Here is a 22,381-nt window from a genome sequence, read left to right as displayed (position 1 = left end):
CTCGATATGAAAAAAGACATACACCCAGACTACCACACAATTAAAGTAGAAATGACTGATGGAACACAATTTGAGACAAGATCAACTTGGGGAAAAGAAGGAGAGGTTTTAAAATTAGAAATCGATCCAAAATCTCATGCTGCTTGGACAGGTGGAAAGCAAAAACTAATGGATAAGGGTCGTGTAAGCAAATTCAATAAAAAATTCCAAAACTTCAGATCAGAAAAGAAAGATTAAATGTCAAACGTACCATTAATGCCGATGGCAACAGCTGTTTGGTTAGTAGAGAATACAACACTTACTTTTAAACAAATTTCAAAGTTTTGTAATTTACATGAGGTTGAAGTGCAAGGTATTGCAGATGGTGAAGTTGCAAAAGGAATAATGGCTTACAACCCGATTATATCGGGCCAGCTTACTAGAGAAGAAATTGAGCTAGCATCTAAAGATGAAAATAAAGAATTACAGATAAAAAATACTGATATTGAAATTTCAACTGAAGATAAAAAGATTAAAAAATATATTCCCTTGTCTAAAAGACAAGATAAACCAGACTCAGCTTTATGGCTGATCAAACATCATTCATTATTAAAAGATTCACAAATAGCAAAACTAGTTGGAATAACAAAGGCTTCTGTAACCGCTATTAAAAACAAAAGTTATTGGAATTATAATAATTTAAATCCTAAAGACCCTGTAGCATTAGGGTTGTTCTCTCAAAAGGATCTAATTGAGGCTATTGAAAAAGCTGAAAGAAGAATAAAAAGGGAAAAAAAGGAAAAAGAGAAAGCCAAACTAACAAGAGAAGTTTCGAACATTGAATAATTTTAATAGACACCAAAATTATATGATGGTAGTTAAACATTCTTAAAAAATATTTATGAAAATAGAAGTCAAAGATAACAATATTGAACAAGCACTTAGAGTTCTTAAAAGAAAATTACAAAGAGATGGTTTTTTTAAAGTAGTAAAATTAAAAAGTGTTTACGAAAAACCTTCTGAAAAGAAAAAAAGAATTTTACAAGAAAATATTAAAAGAGTTAAAAAGCTTAATAAGCTTAAAAATAGAATTTAAATATACCGCGGGGTGGAGCAGTCTGGTAGCTCGTCAGGCTCATAACCTGAAGGTCGGCGGTTCAAATCCGTCCCCCGCAACCAATTTCAGTAACAAATTAATTAAATTTTAAACTTAGATTTTTTACTATCAACCAAAAACGCTTTAACGGTTTCCTTAGTAAGTTGATCAAACGTTTTCCCAAAATTTTCAATTTTCTCAATAGTTGTTGGTGGGATAGTTATAATATGACATCCCAATTGTTTTGCTTGTAAGTAATTATAGGGCTCTCTAACGCTCGCCCAAAGTATTTCTACATTTTTAAATTTTTTTGCTAAAGCTATACTTTTTTTAAATTCAGGAACTGGGTCCTTACCAGTATCCCCTGCTCTACCTGCAAATATTGAAATTATAACTTTAGTTTTATTATTAATTAATTTCAGAATTTTTTCTGTCTGTTTTGCACTATATATTGCTGTGATATTAAGTTTAATATCTAGGTTATTAAGTTCTTTAATAATTTTACCCATAAAAATACCTTTGGAGTTTGCAACCGGTACTTTTACATAAACATTCTTTCCCCAAGTATTAATCTGAAGAGCTTGTTTTTTCATCTCCTTGTATTCGTCAGCAAATACCTCAAGTGAGACTGGTTTATTGTTGCAAATTTTTAATATTTTCTTTGAATAGGATTTGTAATCTTTTGCTCCAGCTTTTCTCATTAAGCTAGGATTGGTTGTAAAACCTTTAACTATCTTTTTCTTATTGAACTTCTTTATTAAATCTAATTCTGCAATGTCACAAAATATTTTTGTTGTCATTAATTTTAAAGATTTTTAGTTATATCCTCAGTCATTTTTTTTGCATCTGCAAATAGCATTAAAGTATTATCTTTATAGAATAATTCATTATCAATTCCAGCGTATCCAGGAGATAAACTTCTCTTTACAAATAATACTGATTTACATTTTTCAACATCAAGAACTGGCATTCCGTAAATTGGACTTTGTGGATCTGTTTTTGCAATAGGGTTTGTTACATCATTTGCCCCAATTACAAATGCAACATCTGCATTAGCAAAATCATTATTGATTTCTTCAAGTTCAAAAACTTCATCATATGGAACATTAGCTTCAGCTAACAATACATTCATATGCCCCGGCATTCTTCCTGCAACAGGATGAATTGCATAAGTAACTTTAATATCATTTTTCTTTAACGTGTCTACCATTTCTCTTAATGCGTGTTGTGCTTGAGCAACCGCCATTCCATAACCTGGAACAATTATAACAGATGATGCATTTTTCATTAAGAAGGCTGCGTCTTCCGCATTACCACTCTTAACTGGTCTTTGTTCTTTATTTCCAGTTGATGCTGATTGTTCTGTTGCACCAAATCCACCTAAAATTACATTAAAGAAAGAACGGTTCATACCTTTACACATTATGTAGGATAAAATTGCACCAGAAGATCCAACAAGAGCACCTGTTATAATTAATGCAGTATTTTCTAAAGTAAAACCAATTCCTGCTGCAGCCCAACCAGAGTATGAATTTAACATTGAAATCACTACAGGCATATCTGCTCCACCAATTGGGATGATTAATAAAAATCCTATTAAAAATGAAACTGCTATTAATATCCAAAAGAAATTAGAGGACTGGGATGAGCATAATAAGTAAGTTAAAACTAAAATTGAAAATAACAATAAAGCATTAAGAAAATGCTGCCCTTTAAAAGTTATTGGTGACCCTGACATTATTCCTTGAAGTTTTAAAAAGGCAATTATTGAGCCTGAGAATGTTATTGCACCAACTGCAGCTCCAATTGACATTTCAATTAAGCTTGCAAGTTTAATGGCTCCGGGTGATCCTAAATTAAATGCCTCCGGATTTAAGAAAGCTGAGATTGCAACAAAAACTGCTGATAGCCCAACTAAGCTATGAAACCCCGCTACTAACTCTGGCATAGCTGTCATTGGTATCTTATAAGCGATGAATGCCCCTATAAGTCCACCTACTAATAAAAAAATCAGTACGTAAATAAGCCCACTAGAAAAACTGCCAACTGATAAAAAGGTAACAGTAATAGCTATCACCATTCCTAAAATTCCAAAAAAATTACCCTGTCTTGAGGTTTCTGGCGATGAAAGACCTCTTAATGCCAATATGAATAGAACTCCTGAAACTAAATAAAATATTGCTGATAAATTTGCTGACATAATTATTTATCTTTCTTTTTTTTTTTATACATTTGAAGCATCCTTTGAGTAACTAAAAATCCTCCAAATATATTAATAGCAGCAAGAGATATTGCTAAAAAACCAAGAATGTTCGAAATTGTAAAAACATTCTCTGTACTTCCGGCCAACCCTGCAATTATAGCACCAACAATAATTACGGATGATATTGCGTTAGTCACTGACATTAATGGTGTATGTAGAGATGGAGTTACACTCCATACAACGTAATAGCCAATGAAAATTGATAAAATAAATATGCTTAATCTAAATATAAAAGGGTCTATTTCCATAATTCTATTTTATTAAAGTTTTTTCAATTATCTCATCTTCTAAATTAATATTAATCTTATTATTTTCTTTATCATATAAATTTGACACAAAATTAAATACATTTTTTGAATATAGATTTGAAGCTGAAACAGGAAGTTTATTAAGGATATTTGTTTCACCCATAATCTTTACTCCATTTTTAACTACAACTTTATCAACTTCAGTAAATTCTGCATTTCCACCCTGAACTGCAGCTAAGTCATAAATAACAGAGCCTGATTGCATATTATCAATCATAGAACCTTTAATAATTAATGGAGCTTTTTTGCCTGGAATTAAAGCAGTACATATTACAATATCAATTTTTTTTAAAGTTTCAGCTAAAAGATCTTCTTGTTTTTTTTTAAATTCTTCAGATGCTTCTTTTGCATAACCCCCTTCTGTCTCTAAATTTTCAGATCCTTCAACTGTTAAAAATTTTCCACCTAAGCTTTCAACTTGTTCTTTTGAAGCCATTCTAACATCTGTCGCAAAAACTATTGCACCCATTCTTTTTGCTGTTGCAATTGCTTGAAGACCAGCCACACCCGCACCAACCACCAATACTTTTGCAGCTGGAATAGTGCCAGCTGCTGTCATCATCATGGGTATTGCTTTTTCAAAATTTGCAAACGACTCTATTACTGTTTTATAACCAGCAAGGTTAGCTTGAGATGAAAGTATATCCATTGATTGAGCTCTAGTAATTCTTGGTAACATTTCTAAAGAAAAAACATTTATATTTTTTTTAGACAAATTTTCTATTTTTTCTTTATTATTATAAGGATTAAATACTCCAATGAGTGTTTGGTTTTCTTTTAAATTTGAAAGATTTTCATCAGATAGTAACCCTAACTGAATAATAATATTAGCTTTACTTAATATTTGTGTTTCGTCAGTAGAAATTTCAACACCTAACTCTTTGTAGTCACTATCCTTAAAACCTAGATGCTCCCCATATTTTTCAACTAATGTAATTTGAAAACCAAGAGCTATATATTTTTTTGCAATTTCAGGAGTGATAGCAATTCTTTTATCAATATTTTGATTTTCTAAAATTGAAACAATTCTCATAAGAGAACTCTACAGCAAGAATATTGCCATTAAAACTAAAACACCTATAACAGCGACAGTTCCCCACAACACAAACTTTGTGAAGTTATTCCAGGTATTCTTATGGTCTTGATTGTCCATAAAAACTACTTCTGTCTTGCTTTAAATTTTGGGTTTGTTTTATTAATTATGTAAACTCTTCCTCTTCTTCTAACTAACTTAGAATTAAGGTCTCTTTTTTTTAATGATTTTAACGAGCTTTTAATTTTCATAATATTTTTTTATAGCCGGCAATGTCCTACTCTTCCGTGTCTTAAGACAAAGTACCATTGGCGCTGAAGGGCTTGACTTCCGAGTTCGGAATGGGATCGGGTATAACCCCTTCGCAATAATCACCGGCGAATGATTTATATCCAATTAATCCATATTGTAAACAAAGAAATGATATCAGATTATTTATTTTTAAGTGATTTTATGTAGTTTTTTAAGTTAATTTTTCCATACAGTTTATAAACTTTATTTGACAGGTTCATATTAGTTAAAGCTGATGCAAACCTTTCTCCTGGTCTCGCTGGTATAAATTTAATTTTATGAGTAAACATTTTGGCTACTTCCAAAATTGAGTAACTTTTTTTGTGGGATATACTGTAATGTCTATTTTTATTTCTTTTAAATGCTAAATAGCATGCATCAACAGTGTCTTTAATATGGGTGAATCTTCGAGTTTGAGACCCAGGCTTTACAACTGTTAAATATTTATTATTATTATATTGATTTTCAAATATCCCTATAACTGTTGCCATTTCACCATTTTCAATTTGATTTGGGCCATAGACATTGTAGAAATAAATTATTTCAAATTTAAAACCAAACCATTTTTTTAAATTTTCTAATAATTCTAAATTTTTTGATTTTGTGAAGGCATAAGGTGAAAGATTTTTATCTTCACCATTATTTCCAATACTAGCAGATGTTGCAGAATAGATAAGTTTAATTTTATTTAAAAAACAGAAGTTAAAAACTTCATTTGATCCAACAGAATTAGCATCAATACACTCATTCATTTTTAAAAAACTTTGATATATTCGAGCAAATTCTCCAAAGTGAAAAATAACTTTAATTTTTTTTTTTTTAGAGGCCAGAAGCTTTGTAATATTTTTGGTATGCCCTTTTATATATTTTAATCTTTTATTTTTAATATGATTTTTTTTTAAACCACTTGAATAATTATCAATGCTTAAAATTTTATATTTAGTTTTTTTAAGAAGTAGCTCTATTAAATTTGAGCCCACAAAACCTGCTCCACCTGTTACAATAATTAAATTTTTCATCAAAAATTCTCTCTTACAAATGATTTGTAGGTATTTCTAATAGAAGTAATTAAACTCATCTTTGATTTCCATCCATATTTTTTTGCTAAAGAAATATCCATAACTTTTCTTGGTGATCCATTAGGTTTTGTTTTGTCATATTTAATTTTTATTTTTTTATTACCTAAAATAACTTTTGCTATAAATTCTAAATAATATTTAATTGAATAATCTTTGCCAGTACCAATATTAATCAAAAAATGCTCGGTTTTTTTTTTCATAAAAAATATACATGCCTCAGCTATATCGTCTACATGAATTACTTCTCTTTTTGCTTTTCCATTTCCCCATAGAATAACTGTGTTTTTTTTGCTTAATTTTAATTTATGTATTTTTTTTATTAGCGCTGGAATAAAATGTGAGTTATTTTTGTCATAATTATCGTTTGGTCCATATGTATTTGTTGGCATTAAACATTTATATTTTGTCTTATATTGCTCATTGTAACTTTGACACATTTTAATGCCTGCAATTTTAGCAATTGCATATGCATCATTTGTTTCTTCTAGCTTTCCAGATAAAAGATAAGTTTCTTTTATTGGTTGTTTACAATTTTTTGGGTAAACACAACTTGATCCTAAAAAAATTAGATCTTTAATTCCACATTTGTAAGCACCATGTATTAAATTAGTTTGTATTTGAAGGTTTTCTGTAATGAAATCTGCTTTATATTTTAAATTATAATAGATACCTCCTACCTTAGCGGCAGCAATAAAAATAAAATCAGGTTTTTTTTTCTTTAAAAATTTAATTACTTTTATTTGATTTGTTAAATCTAGCTTTTTTCTGTCGGCTATTAATAAATTAGTGTAACCTTTAGCTTTTAATTTTCTATATATAGCGCTACCAACTAATCCTTTGTGACCTGTAATAAAAATTCTTGAATTTCGATTAATCATTTTTAGTTAGCATGAGATTTTCATAATAAACCATCTCCTTAACTAAATCATTTATTTTATAATTAGGTTTCCATTTTAATTCTTTTTTTGCTTTACGCGGATCACCAAGTAAAGTATCTACCTCTAAAGGTCTAAAATACTTTCTACTACATTCGATTATACAATTATTGTTTTGATCATAACACCTTGTATTAATACCATTTCCTTTCCACTTAAATTTCATTTTCAATTCCCTTAGAACTAAATTAACAAAGTCTTTTACTGAATATTGCTTGCCAGTTGCTATAACATAATCACCTGGTATTTTTTTCTGCATCATTTTCCACATTGCAATAACATAGTCTTTAGCGTGCCCCCAGTCTCTCCTGGCATCTAAATTTCCAAGATAAAGTTTTTTTTGTTTTCCTATATTGATTTTGCAAAGAGCATTAACAATTTTTTTTGTAACAAAGGTCTCGCCTCTTACAGGGCTTTCGTGATTAAACAAAATTCCATTACAAGCAAATATATTATATGACTCTCTATAATTTACTGTAACCCAGTGTGCATAAACTTTGGCTACTCCATACGGACTTCTTGGATAAAATGGTGTTTTTTCATTTTGAGGCACTGTTTGAACTTTACCAAACATTTCTGAAGTACCAGCTTGATAAAATTTTGTTTTTTTTTCAAGTTTATTACTTCGTATTGACTCTAAAATTCTTAATGCACCGATAGCATCTGCATTAGCAGTATATTCTGGTACTTCAAAAGATACGGCAACATGAGATTGTGCAGCAAGATTATATATTTCATCTGGTCTTATTTTATTAATTAAAGATGAAATTGAAAAACTATCAGTCACATCTCCATAGTGTAGATAAAAGTTTTTTTTTGTTTCGTTTGGATCTTGATATAAATGATCTATTCTACTAGTATTTAAAGATGAGGATCTTCTTTTAACTCCATGAACCTCGTATTTCTTTTTTAAAAGTAATTCTGCTAAATAAGAGCCATCCTGACCTGTAATACCAAAAATAATTGCTTTTTTTTTCATTTATAAAATTTTATTAATAAAGATTTTCTTTATTATACATATTATTTATAGTCAATAAATTCAAATAATTCTTAAATGAAAAATTTAATTATTTTTTTTAAATAATCTTTTATCGAAAATGTAATGGCTTAATATCCACACATATTGAATATCGTGCTATATTTGAGGTATATAGGAATTATTTATTTAATAAGATCTTTTATAATCTTATTAATACCAAAAAACTTTAGGCCTAATTTTTTTTTAAAAAGTCTATTGTCGCTTAATAAAAATGGTGGGTCTCCTATTCTTGGTTTAGTAAAGATTATTTTAAAATTTTTCTTACTAATAATTTTAAATTTTTTAACAATTTGCAAAACACTATTTTCTTTTCCACTTCCACAGTTTAAAGTTAAAGAATAATCATTTTTTAAAATTTTTTTTATAGATATAAGAGAACGATAATTTATATTTGCAATATCCTGAACATGAACAAAGTCCCTTACACACGTTCCATCAATTGTATCATAATTTTTTCCATTGATTTTAAATATATTTTTATTTCTTGAAAAATTAATTTCATTAAGCTTTTTTAATAAGTGTTTGTAACTTTTAAAATTTTGACGAAATTTATTGTCAAAAGTAGGTCCAGCAACATTAAAATATCTTAATATAATTGAATTAAAATATTTTTTTTTTCTTATCAACATTTCACCTTTCATTTTACTGATCCCATAAGGTGATGAGGGCGTTAGTATGAAATTTTCTGCTAGTGGTTTAAAGGTTTTAACCTCTCCATAAACTGCTGCAGAGGATGAAAATATAAAATTTTTTATTTTAGCTTTTTTACAATTTTCTAAAAATTTAATTAATTTAAAAAAATTATTTTGATAGTATTTTTTAGGATTTAATACAGACTCATTATTATCTATAGATGCAGCAAGGTGTATCACATCTTGAATTTTTTCTTTTTTTAATAAATTTAAAATATGATTACTTGAATAATCAGATTTTATAAATAAATAATTTTTATGTGTAAGTAAATTTTTTCCAGTTGATAGATTGTCCACTGCAAAAACTAAAAAATTCTTTTTTAAAAAAAGCTGTGTTGTGGCGGCACCAATGTACCCTGCGCCACCTGTAATTAAAACTTTTCTCATTAATTATGAAATTTTACTTTTATATTTTTTTACCATTTTATAATGTCTTGTATTAGAAATATCTTTACTTAATCTTAAATTTTTTTTTAATCTTAATAATGGTGGATCTTGTTGGTTGTTAAATCTTCTATAAATATTTGTTGCCAAGTTAAATGACATGGAAAATTTACCAGGTAAAACTGCAACTGACTTTTTTGATAATTCAAATATTTTAAAATCATAATTTCTTTTAGTTTTTTTTGTAAATTCAACCTTTTTGCCAAAATAAATTTTTTTAAAATCAATTTTGTCAAAGTTTTTAAAAAATAATCTACATGTATTCTTAAATTTTTTTAAAACCCTCGCTTTATCTTTATTATCCCCAAGTTTACAACTCAATCCCGATCCTATTACGGAATAAAAATCATTCTGTGACTCATGCAAGAAGTGATTTATTGTATTGTTATTATTTGGAGTTAACTTTACAATATTTTTATTGAAAATTTTAGGATAGGTAACCATTAGAGGAGACTCATAAATACTGATATCTTTAACTAGTTTTTTTAGACCTGTGCCATTAGCAAATATTACTTTTTTAGAAAAAATCTTTTTTTTTTTATTTTTAAAATTCAGTTCACAGTAATTTTTTTTTTCAATAATTTTTGAAAAGGTGTAACTCAATAAGCATTTACCTCTGTTTAGATAAAAAGACTCCAGCAGATCTGCATAAATTAACTTGGACCTCATTGGTTTATCAAAGCCATTCATTAGAAAAAATTCATCTTTGTTTATAAATAAATTACTAAAATTTGGCTTTAAAATTCTTTTTTTATTATAATTAAAATAGTTTGAATTTGAGATTGTAGTGGGGGACTCGTGTTTATTTAAATTATGTGTTCTTAGCGTATTATGTCGTGAAATAAATTTTTTAATTTTTTTTTCCCAAGCAAATATATTTTTGATTTTCTTAAAAATATGCTTATCATCTAAATCTTTATTATTTCTAGATGCTATTAAGTATTTTACATCTTTGGTTTGAAACCATCCATTGTTCTTTTTTTTAAATTTTAAAAAACCATTTTTATCTAAGTACATATTTAAATTTTCAAAATGGGAATAATATGTAATTATATCTTTTGTATTTTTAATTAATCCTTTTAAATAGTTGTTATTATCTAAAAAGGCATAAAGGCTTCCAATATGGAACCAGCCATGTTGATCTGAGCTACTTTTGCTCATAAGTTCCTTTTCTTTTTCGATTAAAATTACTTTATCAGAGTTTCTTGATAAGGACTCTGCTATAGCAATGCCTGCAATTCCCCCACCTATTATCGTATAATCATAAATCATAATATCTTAAATATAACACTATCCCTTTTAAACAAAACTAAAAATTTAATTACAGTATAAATAAAGTTTAAGATAAAAAAAATTTATATGATTAGTTAAAAAGAATGATAAAATTATTAGACAATAATCATGTTTTTTAAATTTTTTATTTTCAATTTTTGTCTTTTTTTTATTTTCTATTTTATTATTAGTTTTTTTGCTAAAGAACTTAAGTTAATAGATTATCCTAATTCTGAAAAGACACACAAAAACCCAACACCAGCCATTGGTGGTGTAATTTTTTTATTGTTATATATAAGTATTTTTTTTCAATATCTTATATTTGATGAATTAAACTATTTTCATAGCAAATTAGTAGTGGCCTCACTTTTAATTTTCTTTATAGGATACTATGATGATTTAAAAGATAATAATCCTTATCTTAAAACATTTTTTTTTATATCAGTAATATTCATTTTTTTATTTTTTAATCAAGAGATTTTAATCAAAAAAATTCTTATTTCTTTTATCGATGTAACTTATGTATTAAATAATTTTTTTTCATACATTTTTACAATATTATGCTTTTGGTTATTAATGAATTCCTTCAATTTAACAGATGGCTTTAATGGTGTAGCTTTATCTCTGGCTATTATTTTCTTTACTTCACTAATAACACTATTTGATTTAAGTGAAGTAGATCATTTTTTTATAATAAATATTATTTTTTTTCTTGTTATAATATTAATATTTAATTTATTTGGAAAATTATTTTTAGGAAACAATGGTGCTTATCTAATTTCTTTTATTTTAGCTGTTTATCTAATAAAATTTTATAATCTTAAAATAATTAATGAAAAATTTTTTACAGATAAAATATTTTTAATTCTTATGATACCTGGGTTAGATATGCTTAGATTATTTCTTGAGCGATTGAAAATGAAAAAAAACCCATTAAAAAGAGATAAAAATCACCTGCACCACAATCTTAAAAAAATAGTTCCTGAAAAATATGTTTTTCTTTTATACGGTCTACTTGTGTTAATACCAATCATTTTAGATCAAGTTTTTAATAACATTACAATACCATTAATCATAATTTTTTTTATAATTTATTTATTTTTAATTAATAGATTAAGAAAACTTAGTTAGTTTATTAATATCAAGATTTTCTAAACTTAATACAAATCCAATAAAAAAACTTAATAAAATTAAATTATAATTACTAAAAAAGCTTCCAGTAGTAGTAAGTGGCCACAATTTGATAATTATAGGTGTAAATAAAACTAAGATACTGCTATATTCTTTTTTATTAACAATCAAAATCTTAAACATTCTATTAAGAATTATTATAAATATTATTATTATTGAAAAAAAACCTATAACTCCAGTTTCACTTAATATTTCAAAATATATTTGATGTGGATGTGTGGCACATCTATTTTTAAAATTTAAAGATTTAATTTTTTCATATTTTTCATTGGAGCATAATTTTCTAAATGTTTTAAGCCCACTTCCATATATTGGATAGTCTCTCCATATCTCTACAGCTGTTAAGATGTGGGCCCCCCATCCAGAGTTTAAAAAACCAATTCTATTTTTTTTATTATTTATAGAGTTTTCATCATACTCTTTAACAAATTCTTTGTTCTGGAAATATTTATTATCAAATCCTTTAGTTACTTGACTTATGGTAGTTTGAATAATTCTATTATTTACATTTGAAGAAAAATTTATTGTTAAAGTCATTAATATTAATGATGAAATTAGTGCAATTGATAATCTTTTATCTCTAATTAGTAGGGGTAAAGATAAAATTAGACCCAGAAACATCAAAAATAAACTAGATCTCTCACCTGTGATTACAATCGTGGTAGGAAATATTATTATCAAAAACAATATTATATTTTTATATTTGTTAATATTTGAAAGTAATAGACATGGAAAAAAAAATAAAACAATATATCCTCCAGCTATAAATTCATCGCCAAAAAAACCTGAATTTCTTTTGCCCTCCGATACACTTGGATGGCCTAAAATATCTTTTCCATTAAAAAATTGAAAAAATATATCTAATGATAATATTATCAAAAATAAAGATGTAATTAGTAAAAAATTAATAAATCTTTTCTCATTTGTTAAAAAAAAATATTTTATAAAAATTATAAAAAATATAAATCGAAAATAGCTAACTGATCTCTTCAACGACGGTAGAATATCTGCTGAAAAAAATGATAAAATTATTAATATACAAATATAAACTAAAAAACTTTTAAAAAAAAAATCTTTTTTAATTATTTGAAAAGTAACTTTTTTATTAAACAAAATAAGGTAGCATAAAGTAACTAAAATTAAAATTTCTGCTAAGAACTTGCTAAAAACCAAAATTATTGGAAATACATAAAGTAGGTATAATAATGTATCTTTTTTATTTTGATAAAGATGCATATATTGTATCGTTTGTTAACTTTTCACCAGGATATGCCCAAATAAAGCCTTTACTTGTTACTGTGTATTGATCTTCTTGATGCCAAAAATAATGAGATTTTATTTTTTTTAGTTCAGATAAGGCACTAATATTCTTTGCATGACCCCAATTGTTTTTTTTTAACAGAAATTTATCTGAAACTTTATACTGCGGTCTATCGTGCCCTAAATAAAAATTACTTTTTTTAAACAAGACATCTACTTCTACAGAAAATTTTTTATTTAATGCCATATTAATATAATCTGGATGATTTTCTTTTTTTTTATTTCGACCTCTAAGATTTCCTCTGTGAGATAAATAAATCATTTGTTTGTGAGGTATATACTATATATATAATAATATTAAATATATTTAACCATGAAAAAGACTACATTAATAACTGATGTTTCTGGACAGAATGGAGCTTATCTAGCCCAGTTTCTTTTAACAAAAAATTATCAAGTAATAGATGCAGATAAAAGGTCGGCAAGAGATAACAAACGTAGATCGAGAAATTTAGGTTTGGAAAATAAAATCAAAATAGTAAATATAGATTTAACTAATTAGTAGTTTGATGAGATTATTCAAAAATTATAAGTTTGACGAAGATTATAATCTAGCTGCTCAATCTCTTGTTGGTACTTCTTTCGTCAATCCTATTTTCACTTCTCAAATTACTTGTAAAAATTATGTTAAAAAATTATTTAAAAAATCATGTTAAATGAAAGTATCTATAATTACTTTAACTTCTAATTCCATTAAGACTATAAAAAAAACAATAAATTCTATTTACAATCAAGACTACAAAAACATTCAAAAAATATGGATTGATAATTGTTCCAATGATGGAACTTTTGAATACTTAAAATCCAAAAAAGATAAAAAAACAATCTTAATTAGTGAAAAGGACCAAGGAATTTTTTATGCATTTAATAAAGGTATAAAATTTGCCAATGGAAATATAGTTGGATTTTTACATTCTGATGACTTTTTTTATAAAAGGAATGTTATATCAAATATAGTTAAAAAATTTAAAAATAATAATATCAATTTTACATATGGAGATTTAAATTATATTAATAAAAATGATAAAGTTAGAAGAAAATGGATTGCTAACAATCAAGAGAATATTTTACAAAATTACCAATATTTTAATAAAAAACTTAAATACGGATGGATGCCACCTCATCCTACTACATATTTCTTAAGAAAATTTATTTATAAAGTTGGAAAGTTTAATACAAATTATAAAATATCCTCTGACTATGATTTCTTAATAAGAGCTTTACGAAACAAAAAAATATCTGCTATTTATATTCCAAAAACACTTGTAAAGATGAATTTGGGTGGAAGTAGCAATAAATCAGTAAAAAATATTCTAGTTAAAATGATTGAAGATTACAAAATTATAAGAAAAAATAATCTTTGTGGTTTTACTACCTTAATACTTAAAAATTTACAAAAAATTAAACAATTTAGAATTGGTTAGCTAATTATTTTTTGAAAATTTGAAATTTCTTTAACAACTTTTATTTGATCGTTATTTTTTATATTATAATAGAAGGGTATATTTAATACTGAAGCAGCTAAACTAGTGCTATTTTTGTATTTTTTTTTGCTTAAGTTAAATTTGTTTTTCAAATCATTTAATGAAATAAATCTATTTTTTTTTAATATTCATAAATTTGTCATAAATTTTTGAAACAAAAAAAACTTGCTTTTTATTAATTAAATAACTCTGATGACTAGTAAAAATTGAATAAAAATATTCATTAATATAATCTTTATTCGTAACTAAATTTTCATTATTAATTTTATGAATACGCTTTTTTTTTTTATATAATGAAGTTTTAATTTTTTGAACTAAACTTTTATGTTTGAATTCTAATTCGTAATTATCTTTTTGATCTATCAATCTTAAATTAAATGATTGGTTTTTTATGCAATTATATAACAAATAAAAATCATGATATAACAGTCTTGAGAATGACTCTGAATAATCTAAATTTAATGGAAAATAATTTTCTATTATATTATTTTTTTTGTACAGAAATTTTTTTTCATTAATTTTAAAAAATTCTATATGATTAATAAAAAGTTTTTTTTTATTTTTTTTTGCTAAATCATATAAATAAACTAGTTCTTGTTTTTTAAATGATAATGGTTTTTCACATAAAACATTTAATTTAAGTAATAAAAATTTTTTTACTTGTTCAAAATGATTATTAGGGGGTGTTACTATATAAACCCAATCAACTTTATGATACATGTTTGAAAAGTCATTTTTTTTAGTTTCTATAAATAATATTTTTATATTTTGATTTTTTTTTATTACATTGAAGACTCTTTTACCCCAAGAGCCAAATCCTATTATGCCTAAATTAATTTTTTTTTTAATCATCTAGAATCTTTTGATATTAAAATTCAATTGATTAATAAATGAAGTTTGTTTGTGAAATACAGATGTACAATGCTTCTTTATAACTCCAGGCGCATAACCATAAAAGTCGATTCTTTGGAATCCTTGCTCACTCATCATATTCAATATTGGATGAGATTTATAATTATCTCTTGGTTCATTATATCCTTCAGAATTATCAAAAATAAATATTCCAGTTTTTGAAATTAGGTCTAAAGATTTTTTAAAACTTAAAAATCTATCAAAACCATCGACCACTATTATATCGAAAAAAAAGTTTTCAAAATTTAATTTATCAAAATTATTTAAGTAAGTATCACAATTATATACCTTCAAATTATTAATTTTCAATTTTGAAATTTTTTTTTCATAATACTCATTATCTTCTAAAGAGTGAACTTCCTGGGAAAGTTTTGACCACCAAATACTCGATTGACCTGAGCCAAATTCTAAAATTTTTTTATTTTTAAAATTAAATGTTTGTAAAAAGTCTATGCAAGAATAAGTGTACCATGGAATTGGATTATTTTTTTTATCAACTGCTTTTGATTGAATTGAGCTTAAAAAATGACCAGATTTATAGGAAAACAATATGGGTGTAATTAATGCCGTTAATATTCTTCTAAAAAAATTAAAAATTGTGTCTGGTAATATTTTTCTTAATCGACTAATTAATACCTCAATCATAATAAATCTAAATGAAAAATATTTCTCTCAATTTTGAAAGTCTTAATTCTTCTGATGGTGGAATATCTAGAGTTGCAAATCTAGTATTAAAATTTTTTGAAGATAGATCAAAACTAAATAATGATAAAACTTTTTTAAACATATTTCGAGACGATAATATACAGAATATTAGTAATAGCAATTTTGTTAGAAAAAAATTTAATAGAAAATCTAAATTATCTTTTACAATTAATGATTTTATCAATTCAAAAAAATCTGATTATATTTTGTATGATCATTTAGGATTAGCAAGATCAAATCTGCTTCATATCAAAAAAAAACCTTATATTGTATTTTTATATGGAATTGATATATGGGATAAAAGTAACAAAAAAAGACTTAAAGCCCAAAAAAATAGTGCTCTTTCGATAGCAATTTCAAATTTTACAAAACATAAGGCCCTCACAACTCATGGAACATTAAAAAATGTAAAAGTATGCTGGTTATCTACCATATATGATGAAATTAAATTTGTAAAAAAAAAAAAGAAAAACTTTAATTTTTTATTTTTATCAAGATTAGAAAAAAATAAAGGACATCAAATAACAATTGACGCATTTAATAAGATAAAGAAAAAAAATATAAAATTAATAATAGTTGGAAAAGGTCCAGAATATAAAAATATTAAAAAAAAGATTGCAAGTTTAAATTTACAAAAAAAGGTAAAAATGTACGGTTTTTTAGAAGAAAAAAAACTTAATAATCTATGGTCTAAAACAGATGTGCTGATTATGCCATCAAAAGTTGAAGGTTTTGGATTGGTATATATTGAGGCTATGAGCAGAGGAATACCAATTATAACATCAAAACAAGATGCAGGTCATGAAATAAATGTACATGGAAAAACTGGTTATTCTGCTGACTTGAATAATAAAAAAAAAGATGAACTTTTGATTTATATGGACAAAATTTCAAACAATAATTTAAAATTAAAGAAGATGGGTAAAAATGCAAAAAATAGATGGAAAAATAATTTTTCTTATAAAGAATTCAAAAAAAGATTTGAAAAAATTATTAATGATTTTGAAAAAAACATAAATTAATTTTTTTTTAGTACACCAACAACGTTAGGGTCTAGAGGAATTTTTTGCCCAAAATATAAATTTCCATAAACATATTCTATTAAATCTCTAAAAAAGTAAATCATTCTTCCAAATAATTTTCCTCTTAAGGATTTAAATTTTTTAACTCTTTGCATATTACCATAGTAAACTAATTCTAATTTGTTTATCTCTGCAATCATTTTAAGAGATCTTTTATTTAAAAATGAAAAATGAGTTAAGTCTGAATTAAAATATTCTAATCCAGCTGCACTTGAGCCATTTGGGAATCTTAATAATATTTCTCCTTCTTTATTTAGTAGTTCATTTAAATTTTGAAAAAAATTTAATAAATTTTCTTTACTTATATGTTCAATTACATCAAACAATATTATTAGATCGAATTTATCTGATACCTCTTTTGAAATATTACTACCATCACCTAGTATTACTTTATGATTTTGTTCTGCATTTTTATGAAAATCCTCATTTATCTCATAACCAATAATATCTAATTTTGAACTTTTTGCCCAATCAAGAAAAAAACCTTTGCCATAACCTATTTCAATAATTTTTTTTTCATACAAATTATCAATCTTTTTTAATTCTTGATCAAAATAATTAAAATTTTGCTCTGAGTCTGTATCTGAATTTAGTGCTAACTTTGAATAACTTGAGTATATTTTATTTGTTAAGTTCATAAAACATTTTTAAGTATAAATTTTTAATAACAACTTCATTGTATAAATTAGCTAATTTTTCACAATTACTTTTTTTAAATTTATTTCTGTTTTGAATGAATTTATCAATATTTAATGCTATATTATCAATCATATTATTTGTTATTAATCCACACTTAAATTTTATGACATTTTTCCAAGGTGTAAATTTGCTTGCTATAATTGGAGTACCAACTCTTAATGATTCTAAATATACATTTCCAAAATTTTCATTTTTAGATGGTAAGCAGAAAACATCTAACATTTTTAAGAATTGATATTTCTTAATTCCATATAAGGGCTTTAAAATAGTAACTTTTTTATTTAGACTCCAAATTTTAATTTCTTTTTTAATTTCTTGTTTTAATCCATGATCTTCACCACAAATAAATAAATGTACATCTTTCTTTGTTTTTAATTTAGAAAATGCCCTAATTAAATTTAACAAACCTTTTTTTTTATCTAGTCTTGTTAATGTACCAATTTTTAAAACTTTTTTAGTATTATTTAAACTTAAGCTGTTTAAAGATTTTAGTTTTTTTATTTTTTTTAAATCAAATTTAATAAAATTTGGAATAATAAAAATCTTTCCATTTAAATTTAATTTAAAAATATCTTTTTTTTCGAATTCAGAGGTTACATGCCAAAAAAAATTTTTGTTCATAATCTTTAAAAAAATAAATATCCAAATCATTTTCAACCAGTAAAATCTACTTTTTAAACTATATTCAGATAATGACCCTCTAGGAGCAATTATACATTTTTTATTGTATATACGAGAGGCTACAAATCCTAAAATAGCAAAAATAGAAAAAATATCTTGCACATAAACTATATTAGATTTTTTCACATCGCTCCATATTCCAAATAAAAAAGATAGTGAAAATCTGTTTATGATTTCATCAAAATAGTATTTCACAAAATAGTTTTGTTTTAATTTCAAAAAAATATTTTTTTTAACTTTAAGTCTTGTTCTTCCATTGGCTGAAGTTGTGGATACAAATATTTCTAATTTTTTATTAGAAAATAATTTTAAACTCTCGTGTATAGAGAATATTGTTCCACCATAAAAAACTGCTGGAAAAAATGATGGTACAATTACACAGATTCGCATATATATTTTATATATACTTTTTTCTATGATTAAAATTCTTTATTTTTTAGACCATCCAATTCAATATCAAAATCCATTTTTAGACAGAATATCACTTTCTTCAAAAATTAATTTAAACGTTATTTATCTATCAGACTTTTCTCTAAAACCTTATTTCGACGAAGGTTTGAATAAAACTATTAAATTCGATGATATTGAAAACTTTAGTCACAAACATCAATTTATATTTAAAGATAAAAATAAAAGTAAAATAAAATTTTTAATTAGGCTCACTAAGATATTGTTTAAAGAAAAACCTAAGTATTTTTGGGTACATGGATATTCTAATTTTTACTCAATGTCATCAATAATTATTGCTCGTTTGTTAAGTATCAAAGTTTTGTTAAGAGGTGAAAGTAGTAATTTTTTTAAAAACAATTTAAAATCTAAAATTAGTATTTTTTTATTTTTTAAAATAATTGATCCACTAATTACAAACTATCTAGCAATTGGTAAAAAAAATAAAGAATTCTATCTTAATAATACAAAAAAAAATATTCTTAAACTTCCTTACATTGTTGGAAATTTATCTAAAAAAAAAATAATAAAAAAAGAGGATTTAATGAATTTAAGAAAAAAAATTCAAATTAAACAAAACTCTTTTATAATATTTTATAATGCAAAAATCATAGATAGAAAAAATCCAGAGTTATTAATTAAGTCTTTTTTAAAAATAGAGAAAGCTTGCAAAATCCCAGTGACTTTAATTATTGCGGGAGATGGTAATATTAAAGATAGATTAATTAATAGATATAAAAACTTTAGAAATATAAAATTTGTTGGCTTTATAAATCAGAACTTGTTATGTCAATTTTATGCTTTATCAGATTTATTTGTTTTGCCATCTAAATATGATGCTTGGGGACTTGTAGTAAATGAAGCAATGAGTTTTTCAAAACCTGTTATAACCTCAAGGAATGTTATTTCATCATACGATCTTGTAAAACAAAACGTAAATGGAGTTGCTTTTAATAATAAATTTCATTTAGAACAATCCATAATTAATATTATTAACAATAAAGATATAAGATATAGGTATTCAAAAAACTCAAAGATAATTATAAAAAATTGGAGTATAGAAACAGCTAATAAATACTTCCATAAAATATTTGTAAAATAATTATTTTTTTTTAACAATCGCCGTATATTTACATGGATAAATATATTCAATTAATTTTGATAAAAAACCTATATGTTTGGTTAAGGGGTCTTTTGTAAATATCGATAAATTCATATTGAATTTATTGAAGAAAATCTTTAGATCCCTCTTACCTTGGAAGTGATAAATTATACTTCTTTTATCAATGCTGAATATATCAAAATTATTTAATCTAATAAAATTTATAATTTTTTTTCTAACAAAAACACTTGAATAAAAATCGGTAATAATTATTTTTCCATTCGCTTTAAGATTTTTTTGTAAAATTTTAATAATTTTCTTTTTATCATTAATTTTTAAAAAATTAAAGATTTCTCTTAAATAAATTATTTCAAACTTACCCAGTTTATACATTGCTTTTTTATTAAACATTTCGACTTGAAAATATTTTATATTTTTTTTGATTCTTAATTTTTTTGCAAAATAAATGTGATTCTTATTATTGTCTATTGCTGTAACTTTTTTCGCAAACTTTGATAATTGTAATGTAGTTAAACCTTGATTACATCCAATTTCTAAAACAGATTTATCTAAGAACAATTTTTGAGAAAATTTATTTTCTTGAAATAACATAATTTTCTAATACTAAAACATCCATTTTTGTTTTTAAAAAAGTATTAATTGCATTTAATGGACTTTCTACAATAGGTTCATTTTCATTAAATGACGTATTTAATAATATTGGCACTGAAGTATTTTGATTAAATTCTTTTATCAAATCATAAAATTTTTTATTGATATTTCTCGAAACTGTTTGAAGTCTACCTGTTCCATCAACATGAGTGACAGCAGGAATAATTTTTTGTTTATCTTTTTTAATTTTATATACAAATGACATATATGAAGATTTATTTTCACTATCAAACCACTTATCAACTTCCTCCTCTAGAATAGATGGAGCAAATGGTCTAAACTTCTCTCTAAATTTTATTTTTGTATTTATTAAATCCCTGGCATGCTTAAGTCTTGGATCGCATATTATCGATCTATTCCCCAGAGCTCTTGAACCGAATTCCATAGAACCCTGAAACCAGCCAATAATCTTTTGGGATAATAATAGTTTTACAGTGTTTTTAAGTAAAGAAGCATCATCATTAAATTTTTCTATCTGAAATTTTTTTTTATCAATTTTTGTTTCAATAAATCTATAAATTTCATCATTAGAATATGATTTTCCCAAGTAAGGATTTTTAAAATTTTTAAGTTCTAAAAATTTTTGATTTCTTTCTAGCACCACAAGAGCTGAACCAATTGCTCCACCTGCATCTCCTGGGGCTGGTGGAATAAAAATATTCTCAAATATTTTTTTTTCTACTATTTTTCCATTGCATGATGAATTCATTGCACATCCTCCAGCCAAAACTAATCTTTTATTATCAATATGCAAATTTTGGTTTATCAAAACAAAAATTTTTTCTTCAAATACCTTTTGAAGTGATGCAGCAACATCCATATGAAATTGCTCTAAACTTTCATTTGAAGATCTTGGGCTTCCCAATATATCATAAAACTTTTTATTTAATAATGTCTCTTGAACAGGAGTACCTTCAAATTTATAATTATAATTTTTTTTATCATGATTAAAAAATTTAAGATCTAACTCAAAATCACCTAAAAATAATTTCGAAATTTCATTTAAATAAATTGGATTTCCATATGGAGCCAATCCCATTACTTTATATTCTTCACCATATTTATCAAATCCAAGAAATTGAGTAATACTCTCATATAAAATTCCTAGTGAATTTGGGTAAAAAATTCTTTTTATTATGTTAATTTTATTTTTGTTATCTAAATTACAATCAGCTACAGCGATACTGCAAAAATCACCCATTCCATCAATACTTAAGCCAAGTGCTTTACTGTACCCAGATGGATAAAAGGCTGAAGCAAGATGTGCTAAATGATGATCAATCCTATGAAATTTATAATTATTTTTTTTTCCAAAATTATAGTCAATAATATTCTGAATTAAAAATTTTTTTTTATTTCTTTTTATAAATTTTGATAAATTTTCAAATTTAAGATTTATTAATGAATAAAAAATTTTTTGGTTTATATTTGAAAATTGATTAGAATTAATTGCCACATCTGTGATGTCTTTAAAATTAATATTTGATTTTTCTAAACAAAATTTTATTGATTCTAATGGAAAACCACTCCAATGTTTTTTTCTATTAAATCGCTCCTCTTCTGCGGCAGCTATTATCTCATTATCTATTGTAATTGCAGCAGAAGAGTCAGCATGAAATGCATTTAACCCTAATATAATTTTGTTTTTAAGCATT

28 protein-coding genes, 1 tRNA gene and 1 rRNA gene are annotated in these 22,381 nt (G+C 24.9%); 10 read left to right on the top strand and 20 right to left on the bottom strand.

The genetic code is table 11. From position 1 onward, the window contains the following. Positions 1-6: 6 nt before the first annotated feature. The 4 genes from rpmE (at position 7) to SAR11_RS02935 (ending at position 1,158) form a co-directional block, all read left to right on the top strand. Positions 7-237, top strand: a complete 231-nt coding sequence (rpmE, locus tag SAR11_RS02950) for a 50S ribosomal protein L31 (RefSeq protein ID WP_006997324.1) — start codon at positions 7-9, stop codon at positions 235-237. Beyond that, a complete protein-coding gene (locus SAR11_RS02945; protein ID WP_011281790.1) occupies positions 238-825 on the top strand; it encodes a DUF1013 domain-containing protein in 588 nt (195 codons plus the stop codon). It abuts the gene before it with no gap. A gap of 55 nt (positions 826-880) precedes the next feature. After that, positions 881-1,075: a 30S ribosomal protein S21 gene (gene rpsU, locus SAR11_RS02940; RefSeq protein WP_006997326.1), complete on the top strand. Its 195-nt coding sequence runs from the start codon at positions 881-883 to the stop codon at positions 1,073-1,075. A gap of 6 nt (positions 1,076-1,081) precedes the next feature. Next, a tRNA-Met gene (locus tag SAR11_RS02935) sits at positions 1,082-1,158 on the top strand. A gap of 18 nt (positions 1,159-1,176) precedes the next feature. Here the strand turns inward: SAR11_RS02935 and SAR11_RS02930 are convergent. From SAR11_RS02930 to SAR11_RS02880, 12 genes are all read right to left on the bottom strand, one after another. Beyond that, the gene (locus SAR11_RS02930; protein ID WP_011281789.1) at positions 1,177-1,875 is read right to left on the bottom strand and encodes a transaldolase family protein; all 699 of its coding nucleotides are present in this window, start codon (positions 1,873-1,875) and stop codon (positions 1,177-1,179) included. A 5-nt stretch (positions 1,876-1,880) separates the two neighbouring features. Continuing rightward, complete coding sequence (locus tag SAR11_RS02925) at positions 1,881-3,275, bottom strand: NAD(P)(+) transhydrogenase (Re/Si-specific) subunit beta (RefSeq protein ID WP_011281788.1); 1,395 nt, start codon at positions 3,273-3,275, stop codon at positions 1,881-1,883. Between the two features lie 2 nt (positions 3,276-3,277). After that, positions 3,278-3,586, bottom strand: coding sequence for a proton-translocating transhydrogenase family protein (locus SAR11_RS02920; protein WP_006997329.1), 309 nt, complete (start codon positions 3,584-3,586; stop codon positions 3,278-3,280). 4 nt (positions 3,587-3,590) lie between these two features. Further along, a complete protein-coding gene (locus SAR11_RS02915; protein WP_006997330.1) occupies positions 3,591-4,679 on the bottom strand; it encodes a Re/Si-specific NAD(P)(+) transhydrogenase subunit alpha in 1,089 nt (362 codons plus the stop codon). Positions 4,680-4,688: 9 nt separating this feature from the next. Beyond that, a complete protein-coding gene (locus tag SAR11_RS06905; protein ID WP_018413861.1) occupies positions 4,689-4,799 on the bottom strand; it encodes an aa3-type cytochrome c oxidase subunit IV in 111 nt (36 codons plus the stop codon). 5 nt (positions 4,800-4,804) lie between these two features. Further along, positions 4,805-4,930, bottom strand: a complete 126-nt coding sequence (gene ykgO, locus SAR11_RS02910; RefSeq protein WP_006997331.1) for a type B 50S ribosomal protein L36 — start codon at positions 4,928-4,930, stop codon at positions 4,805-4,807. 13 nt (positions 4,931-4,943) lie between these two features. Further along, a 5S ribosomal RNA gene (gene rrf / locus SAR11_RS02905) occupies positions 4,944-5,058 on the bottom strand. A 52-nt stretch (positions 5,059-5,110) separates the two neighbouring features. Then, positions 5,111-5,989: an NAD-dependent epimerase/dehydratase family protein gene (locus tag SAR11_RS02900; protein ID WP_006997332.1), complete on the bottom strand. Its 879-nt coding sequence runs from the start codon at positions 5,987-5,989 to the stop codon at positions 5,111-5,113. Then, the gene (locus SAR11_RS02895) at positions 5,989-6,927 is read right to left on the bottom strand and encodes a GDP-L-fucose synthase family protein (RefSeq protein WP_011281787.1); all 939 of its coding nucleotides are present in this window, start codon (positions 6,925-6,927) and stop codon (positions 5,989-5,991) included. Before SAR11_RS02895 ends, SAR11_RS02900 begins: the two co-directional genes overlap by 1 nt. Continuing rightward, positions 6,920-7,963, bottom strand: coding sequence for a GDP-mannose 4,6-dehydratase (gene gmd, locus SAR11_RS02890; RefSeq protein WP_006997334.1), 1,044 nt, complete (start codon positions 7,961-7,963; stop codon positions 6,920-6,922). Before gmd ends, SAR11_RS02895 begins: the two co-directional genes overlap by 8 nt. Positions 7,964-8,145: 182 nt before the next feature. Continuing rightward, entirely contained in the window at positions 8,146-9,102 is a 957-nt protein-coding gene (galE, locus tag SAR11_RS02885; RefSeq protein ID WP_006997335.1) for a UDP-glucose 4-epimerase GalE, read from the bottom strand. 3 nt (positions 9,103-9,105) lie between these two features. Next, positions 9,106-10,431 carry an FAD-dependent oxidoreductase gene (locus tag SAR11_RS02880; RefSeq protein ID WP_006997336.1) on the bottom strand — a complete coding sequence of 442 codons (1,326 nt, stop codon included), beginning with the start codon at positions 10,429-10,431 and terminating at the stop codon, positions 9,106-9,108. Positions 10,432-10,560: 129 nt separating this feature from the next. On the opposite strand from SAR11_RS02880, the gene SAR11_RS02875 reads away from it, so the two are divergent. After that, the gene (locus SAR11_RS02875; protein WP_006997337.1) at positions 10,561-11,562 is read left to right on the top strand and encodes an MraY family glycosyltransferase; all 1,002 of its coding nucleotides are present in this window, start codon (positions 10,561-10,563) and stop codon (positions 11,560-11,562) included. On the opposite strand, the gene SAR11_RS02870 is transcribed toward SAR11_RS02875, so the two are convergent. Together SAR11_RS02870 and SAR11_RS02865 are read right to left on the bottom strand one after the other, a co-directional pair. Beyond that, the gene (locus SAR11_RS02870; RefSeq protein ID WP_006997338.1) at positions 11,545-12,858 is read right to left on the bottom strand and encodes an O-antigen ligase family protein; all 1,314 of its coding nucleotides are present in this window, start codon (positions 12,856-12,858) and stop codon (positions 11,545-11,547) included. The two genes, SAR11_RS02875 and SAR11_RS02870, sit on opposite strands and share 18 nt — an antisense overlap. Continuing rightward, positions 12,839-13,204 (bottom strand): hypothetical protein, encoded by a 366-nt coding sequence (locus SAR11_RS02865; RefSeq protein WP_006997339.1) that lies wholly within the window; start codon positions 13,202-13,204, stop codon positions 12,839-12,841. The genes SAR11_RS02870 and SAR11_RS02865 overlap by 20 nt, the downstream gene beginning before the upstream one ends. A 51-nt stretch (positions 13,205-13,255) precedes the next feature. Here SAR11_RS02865 and SAR11_RS07120 point away from each other — a divergent pair, with 51 nt between their 5' ends. From SAR11_RS07120 to SAR11_RS02855, 3 genes are read left to right on the top strand one after another with little or no spacing between them, the layout of a single operon-like run. Further along, positions 13,256-13,444 (top strand): GDP-mannose 4,6-dehydratase, encoded by a 189-nt coding sequence (locus SAR11_RS07120; RefSeq protein ID WP_006997340.1) that lies wholly within the window; start codon positions 13,256-13,258, stop codon positions 13,442-13,444. Positions 13,445-13,451: 7 nt separating this feature from the next. Further along, a complete protein-coding gene (locus tag SAR11_RS07115) occupies positions 13,452-13,598 on the top strand; it encodes a GDP-mannose 4,6-dehydratase (protein ID WP_011281786.1) in 147 nt (48 codons plus the stop codon). Further along, positions 13,599-14,366 (top strand): glycosyltransferase family 2 protein, encoded by a 768-nt coding sequence (locus SAR11_RS02855; RefSeq protein ID WP_006997342.1) that lies wholly within the window; start codon positions 13,599-13,601, stop codon positions 14,364-14,366. Positions 14,367-14,537: 171 nt separating this feature from the next. Here the strand turns inward: SAR11_RS02855 and SAR11_RS02850 are convergent, their stop codons facing one another. Both SAR11_RS02850 and SAR11_RS02845 read right to left on the bottom strand, forming a co-directional pair. Beyond that, the gene (locus SAR11_RS02850; RefSeq protein ID WP_006997343.1) at positions 14,538-15,278 is read right to left on the bottom strand and encodes a Gfo/Idh/MocA family protein; all 741 of its coding nucleotides are present in this window, start codon (positions 15,276-15,278) and stop codon (positions 14,538-14,540) included. Next, positions 15,279-15,983 (bottom strand): hypothetical protein, encoded by a 705-nt coding sequence (locus tag SAR11_RS02845; protein ID WP_006997344.1) that lies wholly within the window; start codon positions 15,981-15,983, stop codon positions 15,279-15,281. Between the two features lie 11 nt (positions 15,984-15,994). On the opposite strand from SAR11_RS02845, the gene SAR11_RS02840 reads away from it, so the two are divergent. Further along, positions 15,995-17,065 carry a glycosyltransferase gene (locus SAR11_RS02840; RefSeq protein ID WP_006997345.1) on the top strand — a complete coding sequence of 357 codons (1,071 nt, stop codon included), beginning with the start codon at positions 15,995-15,997 and terminating at the stop codon, positions 17,063-17,065. Here SAR11_RS02840 and SAR11_RS02835 read toward each other — a convergent pair. Continuing rightward, positions 17,062-17,763, bottom strand: a complete 702-nt coding sequence (locus SAR11_RS02835; protein WP_006997346.1) for a class I SAM-dependent methyltransferase — start codon at positions 17,761-17,763, stop codon at positions 17,062-17,064. The two genes, SAR11_RS02840 and SAR11_RS02835, sit on opposite strands and share 4 nt — an antisense overlap. Then, on the bottom strand, positions 17,747-18,895 hold the full coding sequence (locus tag SAR11_RS02830) for a glycosyltransferase (protein ID WP_006997347.1): 1,149 nt from the start codon (positions 18,893-18,895) through the stop codon (positions 17,747-17,749). Before SAR11_RS02830 ends, SAR11_RS02835 begins: the two co-directional genes overlap by 17 nt. A gap of 25 nt (positions 18,896-18,920) precedes the next feature. Here SAR11_RS02830 and SAR11_RS02825 point away from each other — a divergent pair, with 25 nt between their 5' ends. After that, positions 18,921-20,054 (top strand): glycosyltransferase family 4 protein, encoded by a 1,134-nt coding sequence (locus SAR11_RS02825; RefSeq protein WP_006997348.1) that lies wholly within the window; start codon positions 18,921-18,923, stop codon positions 20,052-20,054. Here the strand turns inward: SAR11_RS02825 and SAR11_RS02820 are convergent, their stop codons facing one another. Together SAR11_RS02820 and SAR11_RS02815 are read right to left on the bottom strand one after the other, a co-directional pair. Further along, complete coding sequence (locus SAR11_RS02820) at positions 20,055-20,666, bottom strand: methyltransferase domain-containing protein (RefSeq protein WP_006997349.1); 612 nt, start codon at positions 20,664-20,666, stop codon at positions 20,055-20,057. Further along, positions 20,647-22,380 (bottom strand): carbamoyltransferase family protein, encoded by a 1,734-nt coding sequence (locus SAR11_RS02815; RefSeq protein ID WP_006997350.1) that lies wholly within the window; start codon positions 22,378-22,380, stop codon positions 20,647-20,649. Before SAR11_RS02815 ends, SAR11_RS02820 begins: the two co-directional genes overlap by 20 nt. Position 22,381 lies beyond the last annotated feature (1 nt).

The sequence above is a fragment of the Candidatus Pelagibacter ubique HTCC1062 genome, from assembly GCF_000012345.1.
GTDB classification, from domain to species: domain Bacteria; phylum Pseudomonadota; class Alphaproteobacteria; order Pelagibacterales; family Pelagibacteraceae; genus Pelagibacter; species Pelagibacter ubiqueversans.
This window is presented reverse-complemented; position numbering and strand designations above follow the sequence as displayed.